The 17,162-nt window shown below is 62.5% G+C and carries 12 protein-coding genes and 3 pseudogenes; 8 read left to right on the forward strand and 7 right to left on the reverse strand.

The window, feature by feature from the left end; genetic code table 11:
* Positions 1-65 precede the first annotated feature (65 nt).
* Positions 66-577 (reverse strand): annotated as a pseudogene (locus NVV94_RS16265) (dihydrofolate reductase family protein); the annotation flags it as partial.
* 61 nt (positions 578-638) lie between these two features.
* Positions 639-1,118 carry a VOC family protein gene (locus NVV94_RS16270; protein ID WP_258443407.1) on the reverse strand — a complete coding sequence of 160 codons (480 nt, stop codon included), beginning with the start codon at positions 1,116-1,118 and terminating at the stop codon, positions 639-641.
* 669 nt (positions 1,119-1,787) lie between these two features.
* Here NVV94_RS16270 and NVV94_RS16275 point away from each other — a divergent pair.
* Positions 1,788-2,849 (forward strand): patatin-like phospholipase family protein, encoded by a 1,062-nt coding sequence (locus tag NVV94_RS16275; RefSeq protein ID WP_258443408.1) that lies wholly within the window; start codon positions 1,788-1,790, stop codon positions 2,847-2,849.
* Between the two features lie 148 nt (positions 2,850-2,997).
* Here the strand turns inward: NVV94_RS16275 and NVV94_RS16280 are convergent.
* A pseudogene (locus NVV94_RS16280) lies at positions 2,998-3,276 on the reverse strand (acyl-CoA dehydrogenase family protein); the annotation flags it as partial.
* A gap of 417 nt (positions 3,277-3,693) precedes the next feature.
* On the opposite strand from NVV94_RS16280, the gene NVV94_RS16285 reads away from it, so the two are divergent.
* Complete coding sequence (locus NVV94_RS16285) at positions 3,694-3,822, forward strand: hypothetical protein (RefSeq protein WP_258443410.1); 129 nt, start codon at positions 3,694-3,696, stop codon at positions 3,820-3,822.
* Between the two features lie 54 nt (positions 3,823-3,876).
* Positions 3,877-4,569: a hypothetical protein gene (locus NVV94_RS16290; RefSeq protein WP_258443411.1), complete on the forward strand. Its 693-nt coding sequence runs from the start codon at positions 3,877-3,879 to the stop codon at positions 4,567-4,569.
* A gap of 248 nt (positions 4,570-4,817) precedes the next feature.
* Here the strand turns inward: NVV94_RS16290 and NVV94_RS16295 are convergent, their stop codons facing one another.
* Together NVV94_RS16295 and NVV94_RS16300 are read right to left on the reverse strand one after the other, a co-directional pair.
* A complete protein-coding gene (locus NVV94_RS16295) occupies positions 4,818-5,549 on the reverse strand; it encodes a hypothetical protein (protein ID WP_258443412.1) in 732 nt (243 codons plus the stop codon).
* 55 nt (positions 5,550-5,604) lie between these two features.
* Positions 5,605-6,216, reverse strand: a complete 612-nt coding sequence (locus tag NVV94_RS16300; RefSeq protein ID WP_258443413.1) for a hypothetical protein — start codon at positions 6,214-6,216, stop codon at positions 5,605-5,607.
* A 360-nt stretch (positions 6,217-6,576) separates the two neighbouring features.
* Between NVV94_RS16300 and katG the strand changes: the two genes are divergently transcribed.
* On the forward strand, positions 6,577-8,811 hold the full coding sequence (gene katG / locus NVV94_RS16305) for a catalase/peroxidase HPI (RefSeq protein WP_258443414.1): 2,235 nt from the start codon (positions 6,577-6,579) through the stop codon (positions 8,809-8,811).
* A 277-nt stretch (positions 8,812-9,088) separates the two neighbouring features.
* Here the strand turns inward: katG and NVV94_RS16310 are convergent, their stop codons facing one another.
* Entirely contained in the window at positions 9,089-11,905 is a 2,817-nt protein-coding gene (locus NVV94_RS16310; protein WP_258443415.1) for an AMP-binding protein, read from the reverse strand.
* 161 nt (positions 11,906-12,066) lie between these two features.
* Between NVV94_RS16310 and NVV94_RS16315 the strand changes: the two genes are divergently transcribed.
* The 3 genes and pseudogenes from NVV94_RS16315 (at position 12,067) to NVV94_RS16325 (ending at position 14,575) form a co-directional block, all read left to right on the forward strand.
* Positions 12,067-13,353 carry an MFS transporter gene (locus NVV94_RS16315; RefSeq protein WP_258443417.1) on the forward strand — a complete coding sequence of 429 codons (1,287 nt, stop codon included), beginning with the start codon at positions 12,067-12,069 and terminating at the stop codon, positions 13,351-13,353.
* 52 nt (positions 13,354-13,405) lie between these two features.
* A pseudogene (locus NVV94_RS16320) lies at positions 13,406-13,504 on the forward strand (dienelactone hydrolase family protein); the annotation flags it as partial.
* Between the two features lie 210 nt (positions 13,505-13,714).
* A complete protein-coding gene (locus NVV94_RS16325; protein ID WP_258443418.1) occupies positions 13,715-14,575 on the forward strand; it encodes a CAP domain-containing protein in 861 nt (286 codons plus the stop codon).
* 25 nt (positions 14,576-14,600) lie between these two features.
* Here NVV94_RS16325 and NVV94_RS16330 read toward each other — a convergent pair whose 3' ends face one another.
* Entirely contained in the window at positions 14,601-15,512 is a 912-nt protein-coding gene (locus tag NVV94_RS16330; protein ID WP_258443419.1) for a LysR family transcriptional regulator, read from the reverse strand.
* Between the two features lie 141 nt (positions 15,513-15,653).
* Between NVV94_RS16330 and NVV94_RS16335 the strand changes: the two genes are divergently transcribed.
* Positions 15,654-17,099, forward strand: coding sequence for an MFS transporter (locus NVV94_RS16335; protein ID WP_258447724.1), 1,446 nt, complete (start codon positions 15,654-15,656; stop codon positions 17,097-17,099).
* Positions 17,100-17,162: the final 63 nt, after the last annotated feature.

A 17,162-nucleotide genomic window follows, 5' to 3' on the forward strand; every position in this document is an offset into this window, starting at 1 on the left:
GAAAAGCAACCTTTTGCCGCCCTCAGGCAATTTTGGATCACTTTGATCTAGCCCCCGGTGTCATGTGCGTTGTCGCCGAACAAGCGCTTGCCGCGCCCAAGTACGATGGGATGAATCATAAGCCGAAGCTCGTCCACCAACCCGGCTGCAAGCAGTTGGCGCACCATATCGCCGCTGCCCTGCGTCAATAGGTGGGCGCCGTCCTGGTGCTTGAGCGCGCGTATCGCGTCGGCAAGGTTGCCTCCAACGCATGACTGTTCTGCCAATCAAGCGTATCGGGCCGATGCGTGGCCACGTGCTTGGGCACGCTGTTGAACAGGTCAGCGATGGCGCGGCTGCCTGAGTCGGCCGTTACCCGCGGCCAATACGCCGCGAATATGTCGTAGGTACGACGCCCCAGCAGCAACTCGAACGGCTGCGAAAACAGCTCCTGCACGGCCTGGCCGAAGGCTTCGTCGGCGTAGGGCACTATCCAGCCACCGAGGCGGAATTCGCCGCTGGTATCTTCTTCAGGCCCGCCGGGCGATTGAATAACGCTATCCATACTGATGAAAGCGGCAACGATGAGCTTGCGCATACTCTTCTCCAAGTTCGCCAGCAAACGACATATCCAAGCGCCCAGACCCAAGCAGCGCTGGTTAGCGCTCCAGAGCTGCTTCGATCGCAGCGATGTCGATCTTTCTCATCCCCATCATGGCTTCGAACGCGCGCTTGGCCGCCGCTCGATCAGGATCTGCTATCGCGGCCGTCAGGGCGCGTGGCGTGATCTGCCACGAGAGTCCCCACTTGTCCTTGCACCAGCCGCATGCGCTTTCCTGGCCGCCGTTTCCGACAATCGCGTTCCACAAGCGGTCCGTTTCGGCTTGGTCGTCGGTCGCAACCTGGAACGAGAAAGCCTCGTTGTGCTTGAAAGCCGGCCCCCCGTTCAGCCCGAGACAAGGGATGCCCATCACCGTGAATTCGACCGTCAAGACATCGCCCTGCTTGCCCGCCGGATAGTCGCCAGGCGCGCGATGGACAGCTCCCACAGCACTGTCCGGGAACGTCTCGGCGTAGAACTTTGCAGCGTCCAACGCGGTGCCGTCGTACCAGAGACAAATCGTGTTCTTGCTGATCATCCTGGTTCTCCAGAATTGGGGCTGATGCGTTCATTCTAGCCGCGCAGCCAGCCGGACGACTTCGGCAACTTGCGTGCCATGTGGTGGCGCGCATGCGCGATCAATCCAGCTCAGTGCATGCTTCGCTGTTGCTCAGATGCGCGACGAATACGGCTTATGCAGCCAGTGAACGCGCCGGCGTGACCTCGCAAACGGCCATTATCGGTGGTTGTGAAAATAGCAGCTGAACGACTGCAAAGGGTTGGCCGTGCATCTGAATGACTGTTAGGCGGACAGGGGCTATTTTTCAACAATGAAGAAGTATGCAGCTGCACGGCATCATGCCCCAGATGCCTGCATTCGCACTCATATGACCTAAGCTTATGGCAGTAAACCAGCCGGAGACCTTGGTGAGCCCATTAGCCAATCAGGACACCCAAGGGCGATCTCTACGGTAACGATGCTGTGTAAGCAATGAGCCGCCCGAGCATTCGCTTCGTCGCCATCAAAACCGTCGAACAGCGGGATATATAGTTGATTATGAAAATCACTAGCCTGATTGTGGCGCTGTTTGTACTGATGCAAGGCTGTGCCTGGGCGCCGCCTCGCCTATCCGCGGTGCCGTCCGAGTTGACGGCGAGAGCGGAGATCCCAGGAATGCCCGGGGTGCGTTATGTCGCTGGCGGAGACATGACAGAGCTGACCCGAGTCGCGCTTGAAGCGCTGCGGCGAGAACAGGCTTACCTCGTGAAGCAGGGGCATAAGGGGGCCCTACCGCCAGCGGTATTTCTGGCAATTTCGGGCGGTGGTGACAATGGCGCGTTCACCGCTGGATTGATAAATGGCTGGACGGCTACAGGAAAGCGCCCTGAATTCAAACTCGTTACCGGCATCAGCACGGGCGCGCTGATTGCGCCTTTCGCCTTTCTTGGGCCGAAGTACGACGCGACGCTGAAGAGGGTCTATACCACCTTATCGCCGAAAGACGTCATATTGCCGCGCAGCTTTGTCGTAGGCGTTTTGGGCGATGCGATGTCGGACAACGCACCGCTGTTGAAGCTGACGCGCAAATCGGTGACCGCGGACATGCTCAAGGAAATCGCCGCCGAATATGCGAAGGGCCGCTTTCTGTTGATCGCCACCGCAGACCTCGATGCACGACGCCCCATTATCTGGGACATGGGAAAAATCGCGACCTATGGTGGCCCTGAGGCATTGGACTTTTTCGTGAGAATCATGATCGCATCCGCCTCGATTCCGGGAGGATTTCCGCCAATGATGATCGATGTGGAAGTCGACGGTAAAACCTATCAGGAAATGCACGTAGACGGTGGCATCATGGCGCAGGTATTCGCTTATCCGGCCGGGATCCGTGTCAATGAGGAGGCGATAAAAGCAGGATTCACCCGCGAGCGTAGACTCTACGTGATACGCAACGCGCGACTCGATCCTGACTGGGCGCAGGTCGAGCGCCGCACCATGAGCATCGCTGGGCGCTCGGTCGCCTCGTTGATCCACAGCCAGGGCATCGGCGATCTCTACCGGATCTATGCCACCACCCAGCGCGACAACGTGGACTTCAACCTCGGATTCATACCGACGAGCTTCAACTTCCCCCACAAGGAAGAGTTCGACAACGAGTACATGCGCAAGCTCTACGACACCGGTTATAACATGGCGTTGCAAGGCTTCCCTTGGCTCAAGGTGCCGCCTGGATTCGCACCTCCAGGTGTAACAGCAACGGGAAAATAGTGAGCGAGATAGCCCCCTTGCCTCCCCGCCTCGGAGGTCGCATCGAAACCATTCTTCCGGCATTTCCGGGAAATCGCTTTCCGTTTTTCACGAAAACCTTAGCCGCGGTTGCAAATTAAACTGGACCGAGTGCAGCCCGCGGCTGCGCCAAGGCATCGCTCATCAGGTTATAGAACGCCCCGCCGCTGCCGACGATCTTGCGCCCGACCAGGTCCAACGCCTGAATGCCATTGGTGCCTTCGTAGATCTGGGTGATGCGCACGTCGCGCACCAGTTGCTCCTGGCCCCACTCGCGGATGTAACCGTGGCCGCCGAAAATCTGCTGGCCATGAACCGTGGTTTCCAGACCCAGGTCGGTCAGGAAGGCCTTGGCCACCGGCGTCAGCAAGGCCACCAGATCTTCCGCACGATTGCGGCCAACAGCATCGATGAGCAGGAGTTCCGCTCGATATCATTCTGTACGGTGGCGGTACGATCAGCGAGTACGGTGGTCGCCTCTACGCCGACATACCAGCGGTCGCTGCTCGCGAACCGCGTACACCGGAAGAACGGGAGCAAAGCTTCACTTATGACCAGACCCCTGGATTCAAACGACATCCGATTGCCGGTCGGATACCGTGGATGCGGCAGGCATGGGGCGCTGTCGCAACCGCAAACTGCGATGCAAGTGCAGTGGCTTGGCGCAGGCAGGCACTAGCAGCGATGGACTATCTCGCGCCAGGCCTATTCACCATCGCCCTGCCCGCCGGCCGCAAGGCTTTGATCAAGCTTGCCGGTATCACCGTCAAGAAGTCGAGTTCGAATCACTCCTGACAACGTAATGAACTGACACGGAGAAAAGACCATGTGCATGATCCTTGTCCACGGTATCAACCAGGAAGGCAAAAGCTCCCAGGAGATCCTCGATGAGTGGCTCAAGAGCCTGCGGGCTACTTATGCCACGCATGGCCCCGATCCGCTTGGCAAGCTCTAGCGCATCGAAGCGGCATTCTACGGCGACACGCTCGCGCAGCTCAGTTCAGCCAAGGTGAAAAGCGAGGCGATTGCGCTTGGTGCCGAAGATGCGCCCGAGGACTTCGATGAGTTCGCCGTCGATGCGCTTAAGGAAATGGCGCTGCGCATGGGTGCAACCCAAGCGCAAATTGAAGCCGAAGTTTCGGTAACGGCGGTCGCTCAGGGCGCTGGCCCACACAAGAAATGGCTCAAGGCGATTGCCCGGGTAATCGAAAACGTTTCCCCGGCCCATGGCACACTCGCCTTGCGCGTGCTGGGGCAGGCGCACGCCTATATCCGCAACCAGCACGTGCATGACGAAGTCAACAAGCTGGTGCGCCCGCTGTTCGAGGACGATGAACCGGCGATAGTCGTTTCACATTCGCTTGGCACCATTGTCGCCTACTCCCTGCTGCGCGAATTCGCCAGGAACGGCCGGCCGCGCCAATCTCCGCTGCTCATAACGCTAGGTTCACCGCTGGGCATCGACAGCGTGCGCAAAGGTTTCCCGAAGCCGCGGGTCAAACCCAATAACGTGCAGCGCTGGGTCAACGGCGCTGACCCGGAAGATTTCGTCGCGCTACGCCCCAACCTGACCAACGACAATTTCGGCCCAGGCATCGAGAACTATCCCGATATCGAAAACGGCTATGACGATGCCCATTCCATCGCTGGGTACCTCAGCGATCCACGTATCGCGAAAGCCATTGCCGAATCGATTTCCTGAGTGGCGTCCCATTCACCGCCTACTGCGCCCCAGCGGCGCACGAGGTGGTGATGGACCTCAGGGAGCCGCAGAACTTGCGCATAATCGACCAACCATGGCTGACACGGACTCTGTAGCCGCTGTCGTAGGCTGCGCTGGGGCCGTAAGGCCCCCGGCGATCTTGAAACCTTGCGCCTGCTGCGCACGCGAGCGCAGTCTCAGCTATGAACGTACTTTCTTCAGGCCGGTGCTTGGTGCCCAGAGGCACGCTATGAAAAGCTGATTTCGCTGAGGTCGATCGCCACCAGCAATTCATCCCAGACGGCATGCCCGTCCGCCCCTCGCCTATAGGCGCGTCGCTTGCTGGGCATGCGCAGCCCCTCTGCGTCAACATAGTCATGCACGTACTGAGCGGCAAGCAGCCCCCCGCTCACGTCCACGCTGTAGTCATGCCGGCGGAGCAGGAAGTCCTCGCCGAAATAGAAGTCCTGCACTTCACAGTGCGTCACGATGTGCTCGGGAAAACGCACCCGCAAGCGGCGCCAAAGCTGTGCCCCCTCGGACCAGGGCTCGATCTCCTCGGTCACGACACCCGCCAGGGTGAACAGAAAGGGCATGGTCAAGTAGGACCAGAGCGCATAACCGTTGAAATACGCCCGGTGCAGTGGATCCCAGGGTGATATTTCGCCGTGTCCACGAAAGGACTCCCTCGGTGCCTGGCGCTCGGCAACTACCTGCCCGTCAATTGTTTCGATTGCAATTCGATCGGGAGTGAAGACGGTCCGCTGATTCGGGGCGCCGAAAGGCATCATCGAGGCCCTCTGCTCGTGCAGCCAGACGGTCATCTGGCGCGGCGTGCCGTCCTGCGTCAGCCCTTTCATGCCCCATAGTGAGCCACCCGTCACCAGGGTGGCGCAAACGATGCTGAAGCTGTTCCAGCGCTCGAGACCGCCATGTGCGATCAAGACCTGCTCCAGCAGTTCATGCGTCTGCTCGTTCATGCTTATAGCCCTCCTCGTCTCTGAATGGTGTGGTCAGGTGCGGCTTTGAGTTGGTTTAGTTATTTGTAGTGCAATGAACCCGCGTGTCGAGGGTTGCCAGGTCATTGCCGACCAGCGCAGGTGACTCCCCGGTGACTTCGCACAGCAGCGCTGTTATCGCTTCCCCGCTAACCGTGCCGTGCTCTTGCAGAAGATCCGCCACAGCGGTGACAGCAGGCCAGTAACGACGCACCAGACAGCTGGACCGGGCAATTGCCTGGGATTGGGCATCGAGTAGCTTTCGTGCGGGCAGCAACCGTATCAATTCGTAGCCCCGGCGCAGGTCACCCCCGCTGCCCCTGAAGAATTTGTCGGATCTGGTGTGCAAGTAGACTGCTTCGGCCACGGGGCCGGCGAAGCAATGGAGAAGGTCGCGTTCAATGGACTCGATCATAGAGGGCAGATATTCAGCAATCCCAGGGGCGTCGAAGGCTGGGTGCGGGACAAAGTAATCAGCCTCTACCAACCCCTCTACGTTTTGCGGGTTGCCGCGCAGATCAATCATTGGGCCGTTGAAGGCTTCTGTCCTGGTACGCACAGTGACGCGCTCCAGGCGCTGACCATTCCACCAAAAGGCCAGGGCGTGGCCAGCTTCGTGGATGGCCGTGCGGCGCGGGCGCTTATTCATGGTCTGGTTCTCTCCCGTGCATGGGTACGTCGCGTACTCATACCCGCGGCTCCATCTCCACAGGTCAAGTAAAAGATTATGCCTATCAAGACCTAATACGCCACCTATTAGCTGACTGCTTTATAGGGGTCTAACCTTAACGGAGCGCTGGTGAAAACTGGCCGGTTGAGACCTGATAAGAGATACGAACAAGTCAGAAGCGTACTAGGCTTGCCGTGGGCCACCGTGCTGGCAACTCGATTGCTGCTATCCGGATTTTCCGTGTGACCACGACGATCAATTGATCGAACAGCTGGCCCTGCAGCCTATGTCATTGATTTCGCTCGTCGCTATTGCGCCCATGCCGGGCCGGATAGTCGGATGAACACGACCAAAGGTAGCTCACACATGGCAACTGAATCGAAATGCCCGTTCAATCACGCCGCCGCGGGTGGTGGCCCGTCGAACCGCGACTGGTGGCCGAAGCAACTCAATCTGAAGATCCTGCACCAGCACTCGTCCCTGTCCGACCCCATGGAGGAGGGCTTCAACTACACAGAAGCGTTCAAAAAGCTGGACTTTGAGGCGGTCAAGAAAGACCTGCATGCGCTGATGACCGATTCGCAAGACTGGTGGCCAGCGGACTTCGGTCACTATGGGCCGCTCTTTATTCGCATGGCCTGGCACGCCGCAGGCACGTACCGCACCGGTGACGGTCGTGGTGGTGCCGGCTCCGGTCAGCAACGCTTCGCGCCGCTCAACAGTTGGCCGGACAACGTCAGCCTCGACAAGGCGCGCCGGCTGCTCTGGCCGATCAAGCAAAAGTATGGTCGTAACATCTCCTGGGCCGATCTGATCGTCCTCACTGGCAACGTCGCGCTGGAGTCCATGGGCTTCAAGACCTTTGGCTTTTCCGGAGGTCGTCCGGACGTCTGGGGACCGGATGAAGACGTCTACTGGGGCTCCGAAAAAACCTGGCTGGAGGGCGACGTGCGCTATGGCAAAGAGCAGAGCCCTACCGTCCAGGAGCGCAATCTGGAGAAACCGCTCGCCGCGGTGCAAATGGGCTTGATCTACGTTAACCCCGAAGGCCCGGAGGGCAACCCGGACCCGCTCGCTGCTGCGGTGGACATCCGCGAGACTTTCGCTCGCATGGCGATGAATGACGAAGAAACCGTGGCATTGATCGCCGGCGGCCACGCCTTCGGCAAAACCCACGGCGCCGGACCTGCCGACAACGTCGGAGCCGAGCCCGAAGCCGCTGGCCTCGAAGATCAAGGCCTGGGCTGGAAGAGCACCTTCGGCACCGGCAAAGGCGGCGACACGATCACCAGCGGCCTGGAAGTGACCTGGACCACGACGCCCACGAAGTGGAGCAACAATTACCTGGAGAACCTGTTCGGCTTCGAGTGGGAACTGACCAAGAGCCCCGCAGGGGCGAACCAGTGGACGCCGAAAAACGGCGCTGGCGCCGGCATCATTCCGGATGCTCACGACCCGTCCAAGCGTCGTAATCCGACCATGCTGACCACAGACCTGTCCCTGCGACTCGACCCGATCTATGAACCGATTTCGCGGCGCTTCCTGGCGAATCCCGATCAGTTGGCCGACGCGTTCGCCCGTGCGTGGTTCAAGCTGATCCACCGCGACATGGGGCCGCTCTCGCGTTACCTCGGCCCGGAAATGCCGAGCGAAGAACTCCTGTGGCAAGACCCCATCCCGGCGGTCGACCATGCCCTGGTCAACGACAGCGATATCGCAGCGCTCAAGAGCAAGCTCCTCGCCTGCGGCCTGACTGTGCCGCAACTGGTGTCGACCGCCTGGGCGGCGGCTTCCACCTTCCGCGGCTCCGACAAACGCGGCGGCGCCAACGGCGCTCGCCTGCGTCTGGCCCCGCAAAAGTTCTGGCAAGCCAACCAGCCTGAGCAACTGGTGAAGGTGCTGGAAACCCTCGAACGTATCCAGAACGAGTTCAACAGCGCGCAGACTGGCGGCAAGAAGATCTCGCTGGCGGACCTGATCGTGCTGGCCGGTAGCGCCGGCGTCGAACAGGCGGCAAAAAATGCCGGTCACACCGTAACGGTGCCTTTCACACCAGGGCGGATGGACGCGAGGCAAGAGCAGACGGATGTGGAATCTTTCGGGTATCTCGAACCCGTCGCCGATGGCTTCCGTAACTACCTCAAAACCCGATACCTCGTACCGGCCGAACAGTTACTGATTGACAAGGCGCAACTGCTGACACTCACCGCGCCAGAAATGACCGTGCTCATTGGCGGCCTGCGCGTGCTGAACACCAACGTCGGACAAACCCGACACGGCGTCTTCACGAAGCGGCCGGAAGCGTTGACCAACGACTTCTTCAGCAACCTGCTCGACATGGGTACGGAGTGGAAACCCGTCTCGGACGCCAAGGAAGAGTTTGAAGGCCGCGATCGCAAAACCGGTGATGTGAAGTGGACGGCCACCCGTGTCGATCTCGTCTTCGGCTCAAACGCGCAGTTGCGGGCCTTGGCCGAAGTCTATGCAAGCGCAGACGCGCAGGAGAAGTTCGTGAGGGACTTCGTAGCGGCCTGGACCAAGGTGATGAACCTTGACCGCTTCGACCTCAGGTGACGCGAGCGCTGGACCTCCGAGGTCCTGAAGTGGGCCCCCCGACCTGATCGCTCAGGTTGGGGGGCTCCCTGCTCGGTGTACTCCGATCGGCGTAGCCGCTGCCTCCAGGCTGCGCTGGAGTCCCGCAGGGGCTCCCCCCGGCGATCTTGAGACCTTGCGCCCGCTAACGCGCGCGAGCGTCGCAGCGGCGCACCGAGCCTTCGGCAGCGGCTACACAGGTTCGGCTTACCCCGGTCGGCGTAGCAGCTGCCGTCAGGGACCTCCATCGCTCGAAACCCTACCCCCGCTCCGATTCATCCAGGTGCTCCAGCAGCATCGCTATCGTTGCATCCCGCAGCTTGATGGCTTCCAACCAGTCCGGCCCCTGCGCCAACAGCGGCGAGCAGACATTGACGTGAATTGCACCGTGGCGCGGGAACCATTGACCGGCGCGCAGCACCCTGCGCGTGCCGCGGATTGCGACTGGCAGCAGCGGTACGCCGGCACGCGCGGCGAGCACGAAGGCGCCCATGTGGAAGGTGCGCAAGCCTGGCTCGCGGGTGAAGGTCCCCTCGGGAAAGAACACCAGGGGCTGGCCAGCCTGCAGCGCTTCGGCCAGGGACTCGGCGTCTGCTGTGCTGCGCTGCAGGTCGAAGCGTTCGACGAAGTGGGCGCCAAGCTGGCGCAGGAACCGGCCGGCGATCCACTGGCCAGCCAGTTCGCGCTTGGCAACGAAGCTGAACTGCGGCGGCAGGGCCGCGCAGAGAATGACGCCGTCGAGGTAGCTGGCGTGGTTTACGGCCAGCACGCTCACCGAGGACGAAGGCAGGCGCTCCAGACCCGTGACGCTGAACGGCACACCCGCCAGGCGCAGGAACAGCCGTGCGGCGGCACGGGTAAAGCTACGGCACCAACGCTGGCGCGGCAGGATCGCGACGGCCAGCCAGGTCAGCGGTGTAACCAGCCAGAACAGCAGCCAGATGTAAGCGGCATACAGCGCGGCGCGGCAGGTCTGCCAGCTGCGACCGAAATGCCCGCGCAAGGCCTGCAGCGCCAGGCGCAGTAGCTGGCGCCACACGGCGAGGTGTGGCCGCCCCACTTCGCCGCGCTCATACAGTTCGCGGCTGGCAGCGCGGCGAAGCTTCCCGCTGGAGGTCTTCAGTACGCTATGCGGTGGCGCCAGAACGATATCGTCAGGCGCCACACCGGTGAGGTCGAACACGATGCGGTTGACCTCCTGCTGCAGTTGTTGCCGCGCGGCGGCTTCCTTCTCACAGGTTTCCGCCAACACCACCAGGCGCTCGGTGCCGGTGGCCGGGTCCGGACTGCCGAACACCGCGGTGCAGCCTTTGCGCAGGCCAGGCAGATTGCCGACCGCCGCTTCAACATCGTAGGGGTAGATGTTGCGCCCGGCACGGATGATCAGGTCCTTGGCGCGGCCGGTCAGGTAGACCTCACCGCCGGCCATGTAGGCGAAGTCGAGCGAGTCGATCCAGCCATCACGCAGCACCCGGCGGGTCTCTTCGGGGTTACGGTAGTAGCCTGCGGTGGTGGACGGCCCGCTGAATTGCAGGTGACCTTCGCTGCGCTCGGGGAGTTCGACACCGCTGCCGTCGACGATACGAATCTGATGGCCCGGCAGTGGCCGGCCGCTGGAGACGAAGCGCAGCGTTGCGCTGGCGTCCGCTTCGGCGGGCAGTGCATTGCCACGGGCCTGGAACGCGTCGCGCTGCACCCGGTCGATCAGCGGCCCTCGGCCCAGGGGAGGAAAAGCCACGCCCAGCGTGGCCTCGGCCAACCCATAGACCGGCGCCAGCGCGGTAGGCGCCAAGCCGTAGCGAACGAAACGTTCGGCGAAGCGCTGCAAGGTGTCCGGGCTGACCGGCTCGGCACCGTTGAAGGCCAGGCGCCAGCTGCTCAGGTCCAGGCCCTCGAGGTCGGCGTCAGCGAGTTTGCCCAGGCACAGTTCATAGGCGAAGTTGGGCGCCGCCGACATCGTGCCGCGGAAACGGTCGATGGCCCATAGCCAGCGCGCCGGCCGTGCCAGGAAAGCCAGCGGCGACATCAACACCAGGCTGTAGCCGTAATACAGGCTGCCCAGCCAGGCACCGATCAGGCCCATGTCGTGGTACATGGGCAGCCAGCTGACGAACACGTCCTGCGGCCCCACCTTCAGGGCCCCGCCCATGGCGCGCAGGTTGGCCAGCAGATTGGCGTGGCTGACCATCACGCCCTTGGGCTGGCCAGTGCTGCCCGAGGTGTACTGCAGGAAGGCGATGTCATCCGGTTGCCGCGCAGGTGTGATGCACTCGCCGCCCTCGCCCGTCAACTCGGCCACGCTGGCGATGCGCGTCAGGCTCGGGACCTGCGGCTGGATCAGCCGGGCAAGCAGCTTGGCTTGCGTCACGGTAATCAGCACTTTGGCCTCGGCGTTGCACAGGATGCCGGCCTGGCGGCGCAGGTGATCCTCGATCTGCGACAGGCGCAGCGGTGGGTAGATGGGCACCGGAACACCACCGGCCAAAAGGATGCCGAAAAAGCCATGGAGAAAGTCGCTGCCCGTGGGCAGCATCAGGGCCACGGTCTGACCGGCCTGCAAGCCACTGCGTTGCAACCCTGCGGCAACGGCCAGGGCGCCCTGGTGCAAGGCGCCATAGCTGATGTCTTGCGTCTGGTCGCTGTCACCCAGCAGGCGCACGTGGGGCTGCTGCGGCTGATGGCGCACATGCCACTCCAGCGCCTCGATCAAGGTTCGCGCGGTGTCCGGCGTCTGCCCCGTTGCTACCGGGGCCTCGCTGAAGGGCAACGGGCGTGCCGCCTCGGCGCCAGGTCGGGTGTGCAATACGCGCAGTACATCGGCGGGAGTTTCTGCCGAGGCGAACAGGTTTTCCGGCAAGCGCACACCGAATTCGTGCTCGATGCGTGACCACAGTTCGACCCGAGCCAGGCTGTCTATGCCCAGGTCCCGGTCCAGCACGCTGTGCAAGGTGACGTGCAAACCTTCTGCCGCCTGCGGGCGCAACTCGACCACGGTGCGCTGGACAATTTCGAGCAGTTTTTCCACGTCCCCACCGGAAGGGGGGATGGCGCGGGTTTCTGGAGGCGGACGAGACATCGGCGGCCCCTCATGACAGGACACTCGGTGTGTAAATCCTTGCCCATTGCCATTATGCACCTATGGCCGTGGCTGGGAACCCCATCATGAACTGGAGCGCTCGCAGGATGGGTGGGCCAGGGCTAGGCTCTCAAGAACCCAACGCCTGCAGAGAGATCGCCATGCCAGCCAGCCTTAACCCCGGAGTGACACGCCGAGAAATCTGGGCCTGGGCGATGTTCGATTTCGCCAACTCCGGCTACACGACCGTGGTGATCACCGCCGTGTTCAACGCCTACTTCGTCGCCGTGGTCGCCAAGGGCGAAGCCTGGGGTACGCTGGCCTGGACCAGCGCCCTCGCCCTCTCCAGCGCGCTGATCATCCTGACCGCGCCGCTGGTCGGCGCCTACGCCGACGCCTTCGCCTGCAAAAAGCGCCTGCTGCTGTTCTTTACAATCGGTTGCGTCGCCTTCACCGCTGGGCTCGCGCTGGCCGGGCCGGGGGAGCTCGCTATCGCGATCCTTTTCATCGTGCTGTCGAGCTACTGCTTCGGCAGCGGCGAAAACCTGATCGCCGCCTTCCTGCCCGAACTCGCCCGTGCCGATGCCTTGGGCAAGGTGTCCGGTTGGGGCTGGGGGTTCGGCTATATAGGCGGCTTGGTCAGCCTGGGCGCTTGCCTGGCCTTTGTCAGCTGGGCCCAGGCGCAGGGCCAGACTGCTGCGCAGTTCGTGCCGGTGTGCATGCTGATCACCGCGGCCTTGTTCGCCGTAGCCAGCGTACCGACCTTTCTGTTCCTGCGTGAACGCAGCCAGCCGCAGCCAGTGCGTGGCGGCACGCCTATCGCGCAAGCGGTGCTGGCGCGCTTCGTGCAAACCCTGCGCGAAGCCGAACGCTATCGCGACCTGCTGCGTTTCCTGGCCTGCACCGTCTGTTACCAGGCCGGTATCTCGGCGGTGATCGCCCTGGCTGCCATCTATGCCAACCAGGTCATGGGCTTCACTACCCAGGACACGCTGCTGCTGATCTTCGTGGTGAATATCACGGCCTCCATCGGTGCCGTGCTGTTCGGTTGGCTGCAGGACCGCCTCGGCCATCGCGCCACACTGGCGCTGACCCTGCTGGGCTGGCTCGGCATGGTCGGCCTGGTCTGGGTCGCGCGCGACCCCGGGCTATTCTGGCTGGCGGCCAACCTCGCCGGTCTGTGCATGGGCGCCAGTCAATCGGCCGGTCGCGCGATAGTCGGACTGCTGGCGCCGTCGACGCGTCTGGCGGAATTCTTCGGCCTCTGGGGGCTGGCGGTCAAACTGTCGGCAATCCTCGGCCCCATGACCTACGGCCTGGTCAATTGGCTGTCCGGCGGCGATCACCGCCTGGCGATGTTGATCACCGGCAGCTATTTCGTTGTCGGTCTGCTGATCCTGGCCGGCGTCGACCTCGAGCGCGGACGGCAGGCAGCTACCGCCCCATAGCTTTCAGTGAAGGTGAGGCGTTGCTGGCCCGTCCGGCATCAAGCCTCACGGCCACGGCTTTCATAATGATTCCACGCTCCGATACGACGAGACCGCTGCCAACCTTGCATGGGGCAGGACGCTGGCGTGGTTCCGGCGCTATCTGGCTTAGTGTTCAAAACGCCGGAATCCGATTTCGGCCAGGAGCGGCACTGCTCCAACAATAAAATTTGCACCCTTTGCTCGTGAACCTTGTGCCGAGGCCCGCAGTCTTAGCCCAGCCCTGGAATCCACTCGCCAGCAAATGCAGCGAAGCGCTTCTGCGGTCATTGCTCAGCCACTCAATCGCTACCCTCCTCATCCCATCAGAGCAGTTCGCCTCATGCGCCAAACCCTTCGCTACTCCCGTGTTGTCTCGCTCTGCCTCATTCCTTTGCTCCCCCTGCTCGCCAGCCCCGCCCATGCCCGTGGGGAAAGGCAACTGGTGGAGGCCATCAACGACTACCGTGCCGAGCCCCAGCGCTGCGAGAGGCGCACGCTCCAGGGTGCGAGGCCACTGGCGCTGAAGTCGAGCCTGGCCTTGCCGATCGGCTATGGCGGCGGTTTGCGAGAACGGTTGAAGGCTTCCGGCTATCAGGCGGTGTCGGTCCGGACCATCCGCCTGGTCGGAGCGGAGGATGCCGAGACGGCCTTTGACATGCTCCAGAGCGATTACTGCCGGGCCTTGCTCGATACTCAGTACGCCGATATCGGCGTCAGTCGCGACGAGGATGACTGGCAGGTGGTGCTGGCGCGGCCTTTGCTCGACGGTCATATGGGCGATCCGCGAGCGGCGGCCAAGGCGTTGCTGGCACAGGTCAACGCGGCGCGGGCCAAACCACGCCTGTGTGGTCGCAAGCGCTTCGCCGCCGCACGACCGCTGGCCTGGAGTGCCGCTCTCGGGACGGCGGCCCAGGGGCACAGCCGGGCGATGGCCAACGGCAATTACTTCGCACACCGCGACCGCGACGGTGAATCGCCGGTGGACCGGGCAAGGGACGCCGGCTACCGTGGCCGGCAGATCGGCGAGAACATCGCCGCCGGGCAAGGCTCGCCGAGCAAGGCGATGGCGGGTTGGCTGGCCAGCCCAGGGCATTGCGCCAACCTGATGAACCCGATGTTCACCCAGGTTGGCGCGGCCTATGCCGCAAACTCGCGCAGCGACTCAGGCATCTATTGGACGATGCTGTTCGGCGCACCCTGAGTGCTTGCGTCTCGACAGCGCTTGCCTATGGTGACGATTCGATGCGCTGCTGCGCACAAACGTCTCGAAGGCAACCACGCAACCAGCGATGCGCCAGATCGGCGTCCAACCGTGGATGCCAGAGCATCGAGACGGTGAACGTCGGCATGTCGAATGGAAGAGCGAAGCTGTGCATGGCGACGCGCAGGTTTGCGGTGTGCCGTTCGGGAACACTGGCGATCAGGTCGGTGGCCCGGGCGAGCGCCAGCGCAGTCGAAAAGCCTGCGACGATGGTCACTATCTTGCGCTCCAGGGCCAGCGGCTTGAGAGCTTCATCGATAGGTCCCCTGTCGAGCCCTCGCCGGGAGACGCAGATGTGCCCGCCCGCCGCATAGCGTGAGGGCGTGATTTCACTCTGGCTCAACGGGTGCCCGATTCGCACGACGCCAATGAAACGGTCGCGCAACAATGCCTGGGTATGCAGCTCCGGGCCAGCGCTCTTGCCCACGACTCCCGTTTCCAGATCCACCGTTGCATCGCGAAGTGGCGTGCTGTCTTTATCTGGCTTGTGCACGAAGCGCAGCCGCACGCCTGGCGCTTGCTCGCCGACGCGCGCAATGAGGTCCGCGCCGAAGTTCTCCACAAAACCTTCGCTGGTACGCAGCGTGAACGTTCGTACGAGCTGTTTGAGGTCGAGCGTCTCGGCAGGACGTAGAACCGCTTCTGCGTCCTGCACCAACTGACTGACCCGCTCGCGCAGTTCCAGCGCTCTGGGTGTGGGAACGAGCCCGCGTCCGGCTCTGACCAACAGCGGATCGCCCGTGGTTTCGCGCAATCGCGCCAATGCCCGGCTCATCGCCGACGGGCTGAGCCGCAAGCGCTGCGCTGCGCGCGCAACGCTGCCTTCTGCGAGCAGCACATCAAGGGTGACAAGCAAGTTGAGATCGGGTGTCGACATGCATCGCCCCTGGCATGGCGTGATTATGACATGGCGTCAAACGCACGAATAAAGTGCAAATGGTGCCCCTTCCGCCATGTTATGCGAAGGCGTAGATTTCTAACAGCTCCATTCCGGGAGTCGCCAAAAAAAGGGGGCATGATGAAGCCACTCACTGCAGGACCAGATGAGTCACTGGCAGCCAGTGCGCAACCGACACCTTCGGTTCGGTGGGCGCTCGCCAGCCTTTCGCTCGCCATGTTGCTGTCCTCGCTCGGCACCAGCATCGCCAATGTTGGCTTGCCGACGTTGGCACAGGCGTTCAACGCCTCCGTCCAGGAAGTACAGTGGGTCGTCCTCGCCTATCTTCTCGCCATCACCACCCTGATCGTCAGCGTTGGCCGGCTCGGTGACCTCACCGGCCGTCGACGATTGCTACTGGCCGGCATCTTCCTGTTCACGGCGGCCTCGGCCCTGTGCGCCGCAGCGCCCACGCTCTGGCTGCTGATCGCCGCCCGGGCGGTGCAGGGGCTGGGAGCGGCCACCATGATGGCACTGACCATTGCGTTTGTCGGTGAGGCGGTGCCAAAAGAAAGGATCGGTAGCGCCATGGGCCTGTTAGGAACTATGTCCGCGATCGGTACCGCGCTCGGGCCATCGTTCGGGGGCGTTCTGATCGCCAGCTTCGGCTGGCCTGCCATTTTCCTTGTCAACGTACCGTTGGGCATTCTGGCGTTGATCCTCGCGTATCGCTTTTTGCCCGCTGACCGTCGGGAAGCGAAGACGTATCGAGATGGTTTCGACCATCCGGGCACCGTGTTGCTTGCCCTGGCGCTCGCGGCCTATGCGCTGGCCATGACGATGGGGCGCGGCAGTTTTGGCCCGCTTAACACGGCGCTTTTGATGGCTGCTGTCTTGGGGGCAGGCCTGTTCGTGCTCGTCGAAAGGAGAGCGGCATCTCCCTTGATCCGGCTGGAAATGTTCGAAAACCCGGTACTTACGGCAGGCTTCGCCATGAGCACACTGGTCACGACGGTGGTCATGGCGACGCTGGTGGTTGGCCCGTTCTATCTTGCCGGCGCGCTTGCACTCGACGCAGCTGGTGTCGGACTGGTCATGTCGTGCGGTCCGCTGGTCGCCGCCCTGGTGGGCGTGCCCGCCGGCCGCCTCGTGGACCGCTTTGGCGCACACCGCATGGGTATCGTCGGGCTCATCGCAATGGCGGTCGGTTCCTCCATCCTGCCCCTGCTGCCGACGAGGTTCGGCGTACCGGGTTACATCGCCCCGCTTGTCATCATCACCGCCGGCTATGCGCTGTTCCAGGCAGCCAACAACACCGCCGTAATGACCGACATTCGACCGGACCAGCGGGGCGTCATATCCTCCCTGCTCAGCCTGTCACGCAATCTCGGACTCATCACCGGCGCATCCGTCATGAGTGCTGTGTTCGCGCTCGGATCGGCGACAACCCATGTCATGACAGCGCGTCCTGAGGCTGTTGCGGCCGCCATGCGGATTACCTTCACCGTGGCCGCGGTGCTGATCGTCGTCGCCCTCGCCATCGCAGCTGCAAGCCTTGCTCGTTCACGACGCGCCGTTGCTCCTTGAATAAATTCCTTGCGGACTGAACGGGATGAAAGGCAGAAGTCGGCCAAAAGCAGTCACTATGTC

The sequence above is a fragment of the Pseudomonas sp. LS1212 genome, assembly GCF_024741815.1.
Lineage (GTDB): Bacteria > Pseudomonadota > Gammaproteobacteria > Pseudomonadales > Pseudomonadaceae > Aquipseudomonas.

Coding starts and splice junctions, on each gene's coding strand:
- NVV94_RS16270 (WP_258443407.1), bottom strand. CDS start 1,118: ATGATCAGCAAGAACACGATTTGTCTCTGGTACGACGGCACCGCGTTG.
- NVV94_RS16275 (WP_258443408.1), top strand. CDS start 1,788: ATGACAGAGCTGACCCGAGTCGCGCTTGAAGCGCTGCGGCGAGAACAG.
- NVV94_RS16285 (WP_258443410.1), top strand. CDS start 3,694: ATGTGCATGATCCTTGTCCACGGTATCAACCAGGAAGGCAAAAGCTCC.
- NVV94_RS16295 (WP_258443412.1), bottom strand. CDS start 5,549: ATGAACGAGCAGACGCATGAACTGCTGGAGCAGGTCTTGATCGCACAT.
- NVV94_RS16300 (WP_258443413.1), bottom strand. CDS start 6,216: ATGAATAAGCGCCCGCGCCGCACGGCCATCCACGAAGCTGGCCACGCC.
- katG (WP_258443414.1), top strand. CDS start 6,577: ATGAACACGACCAAAGGTAGCTCACACATGGCAACTGAATCGAAATGC.
- NVV94_RS16310 (WP_258443415.1), bottom strand. CDS start 11,905: ATGTCTCGTCCGCCTCCAGAAACCCGCGCCATCCCCCCTTCCGGTGGG.
- NVV94_RS16315 (WP_258443417.1), top strand. CDS start 12,067: ATGCCAGCCAGCCTTAACCCCGGAGTGACACGCCGAGAAATCTGGGCC.
- NVV94_RS16325 (WP_258443418.1), top strand. CDS start 13,715: ATGCGCCAAACCCTTCGCTACTCCCGTGTTGTCTCGCTCTGCCTCATT.
- NVV94_RS16330 (WP_258443419.1), bottom strand. CDS start 15,512: ATGTCGACACCCGATCTCAACTTGCTTGTCACCCTTGATGTGCTGCTC.
- NVV94_RS16335 (WP_258447724.1), top strand. CDS start 15,654: ATGAAGCCACTCACTGCAGGACCAGATGAGTCACTGGCAGCCAGTGCG.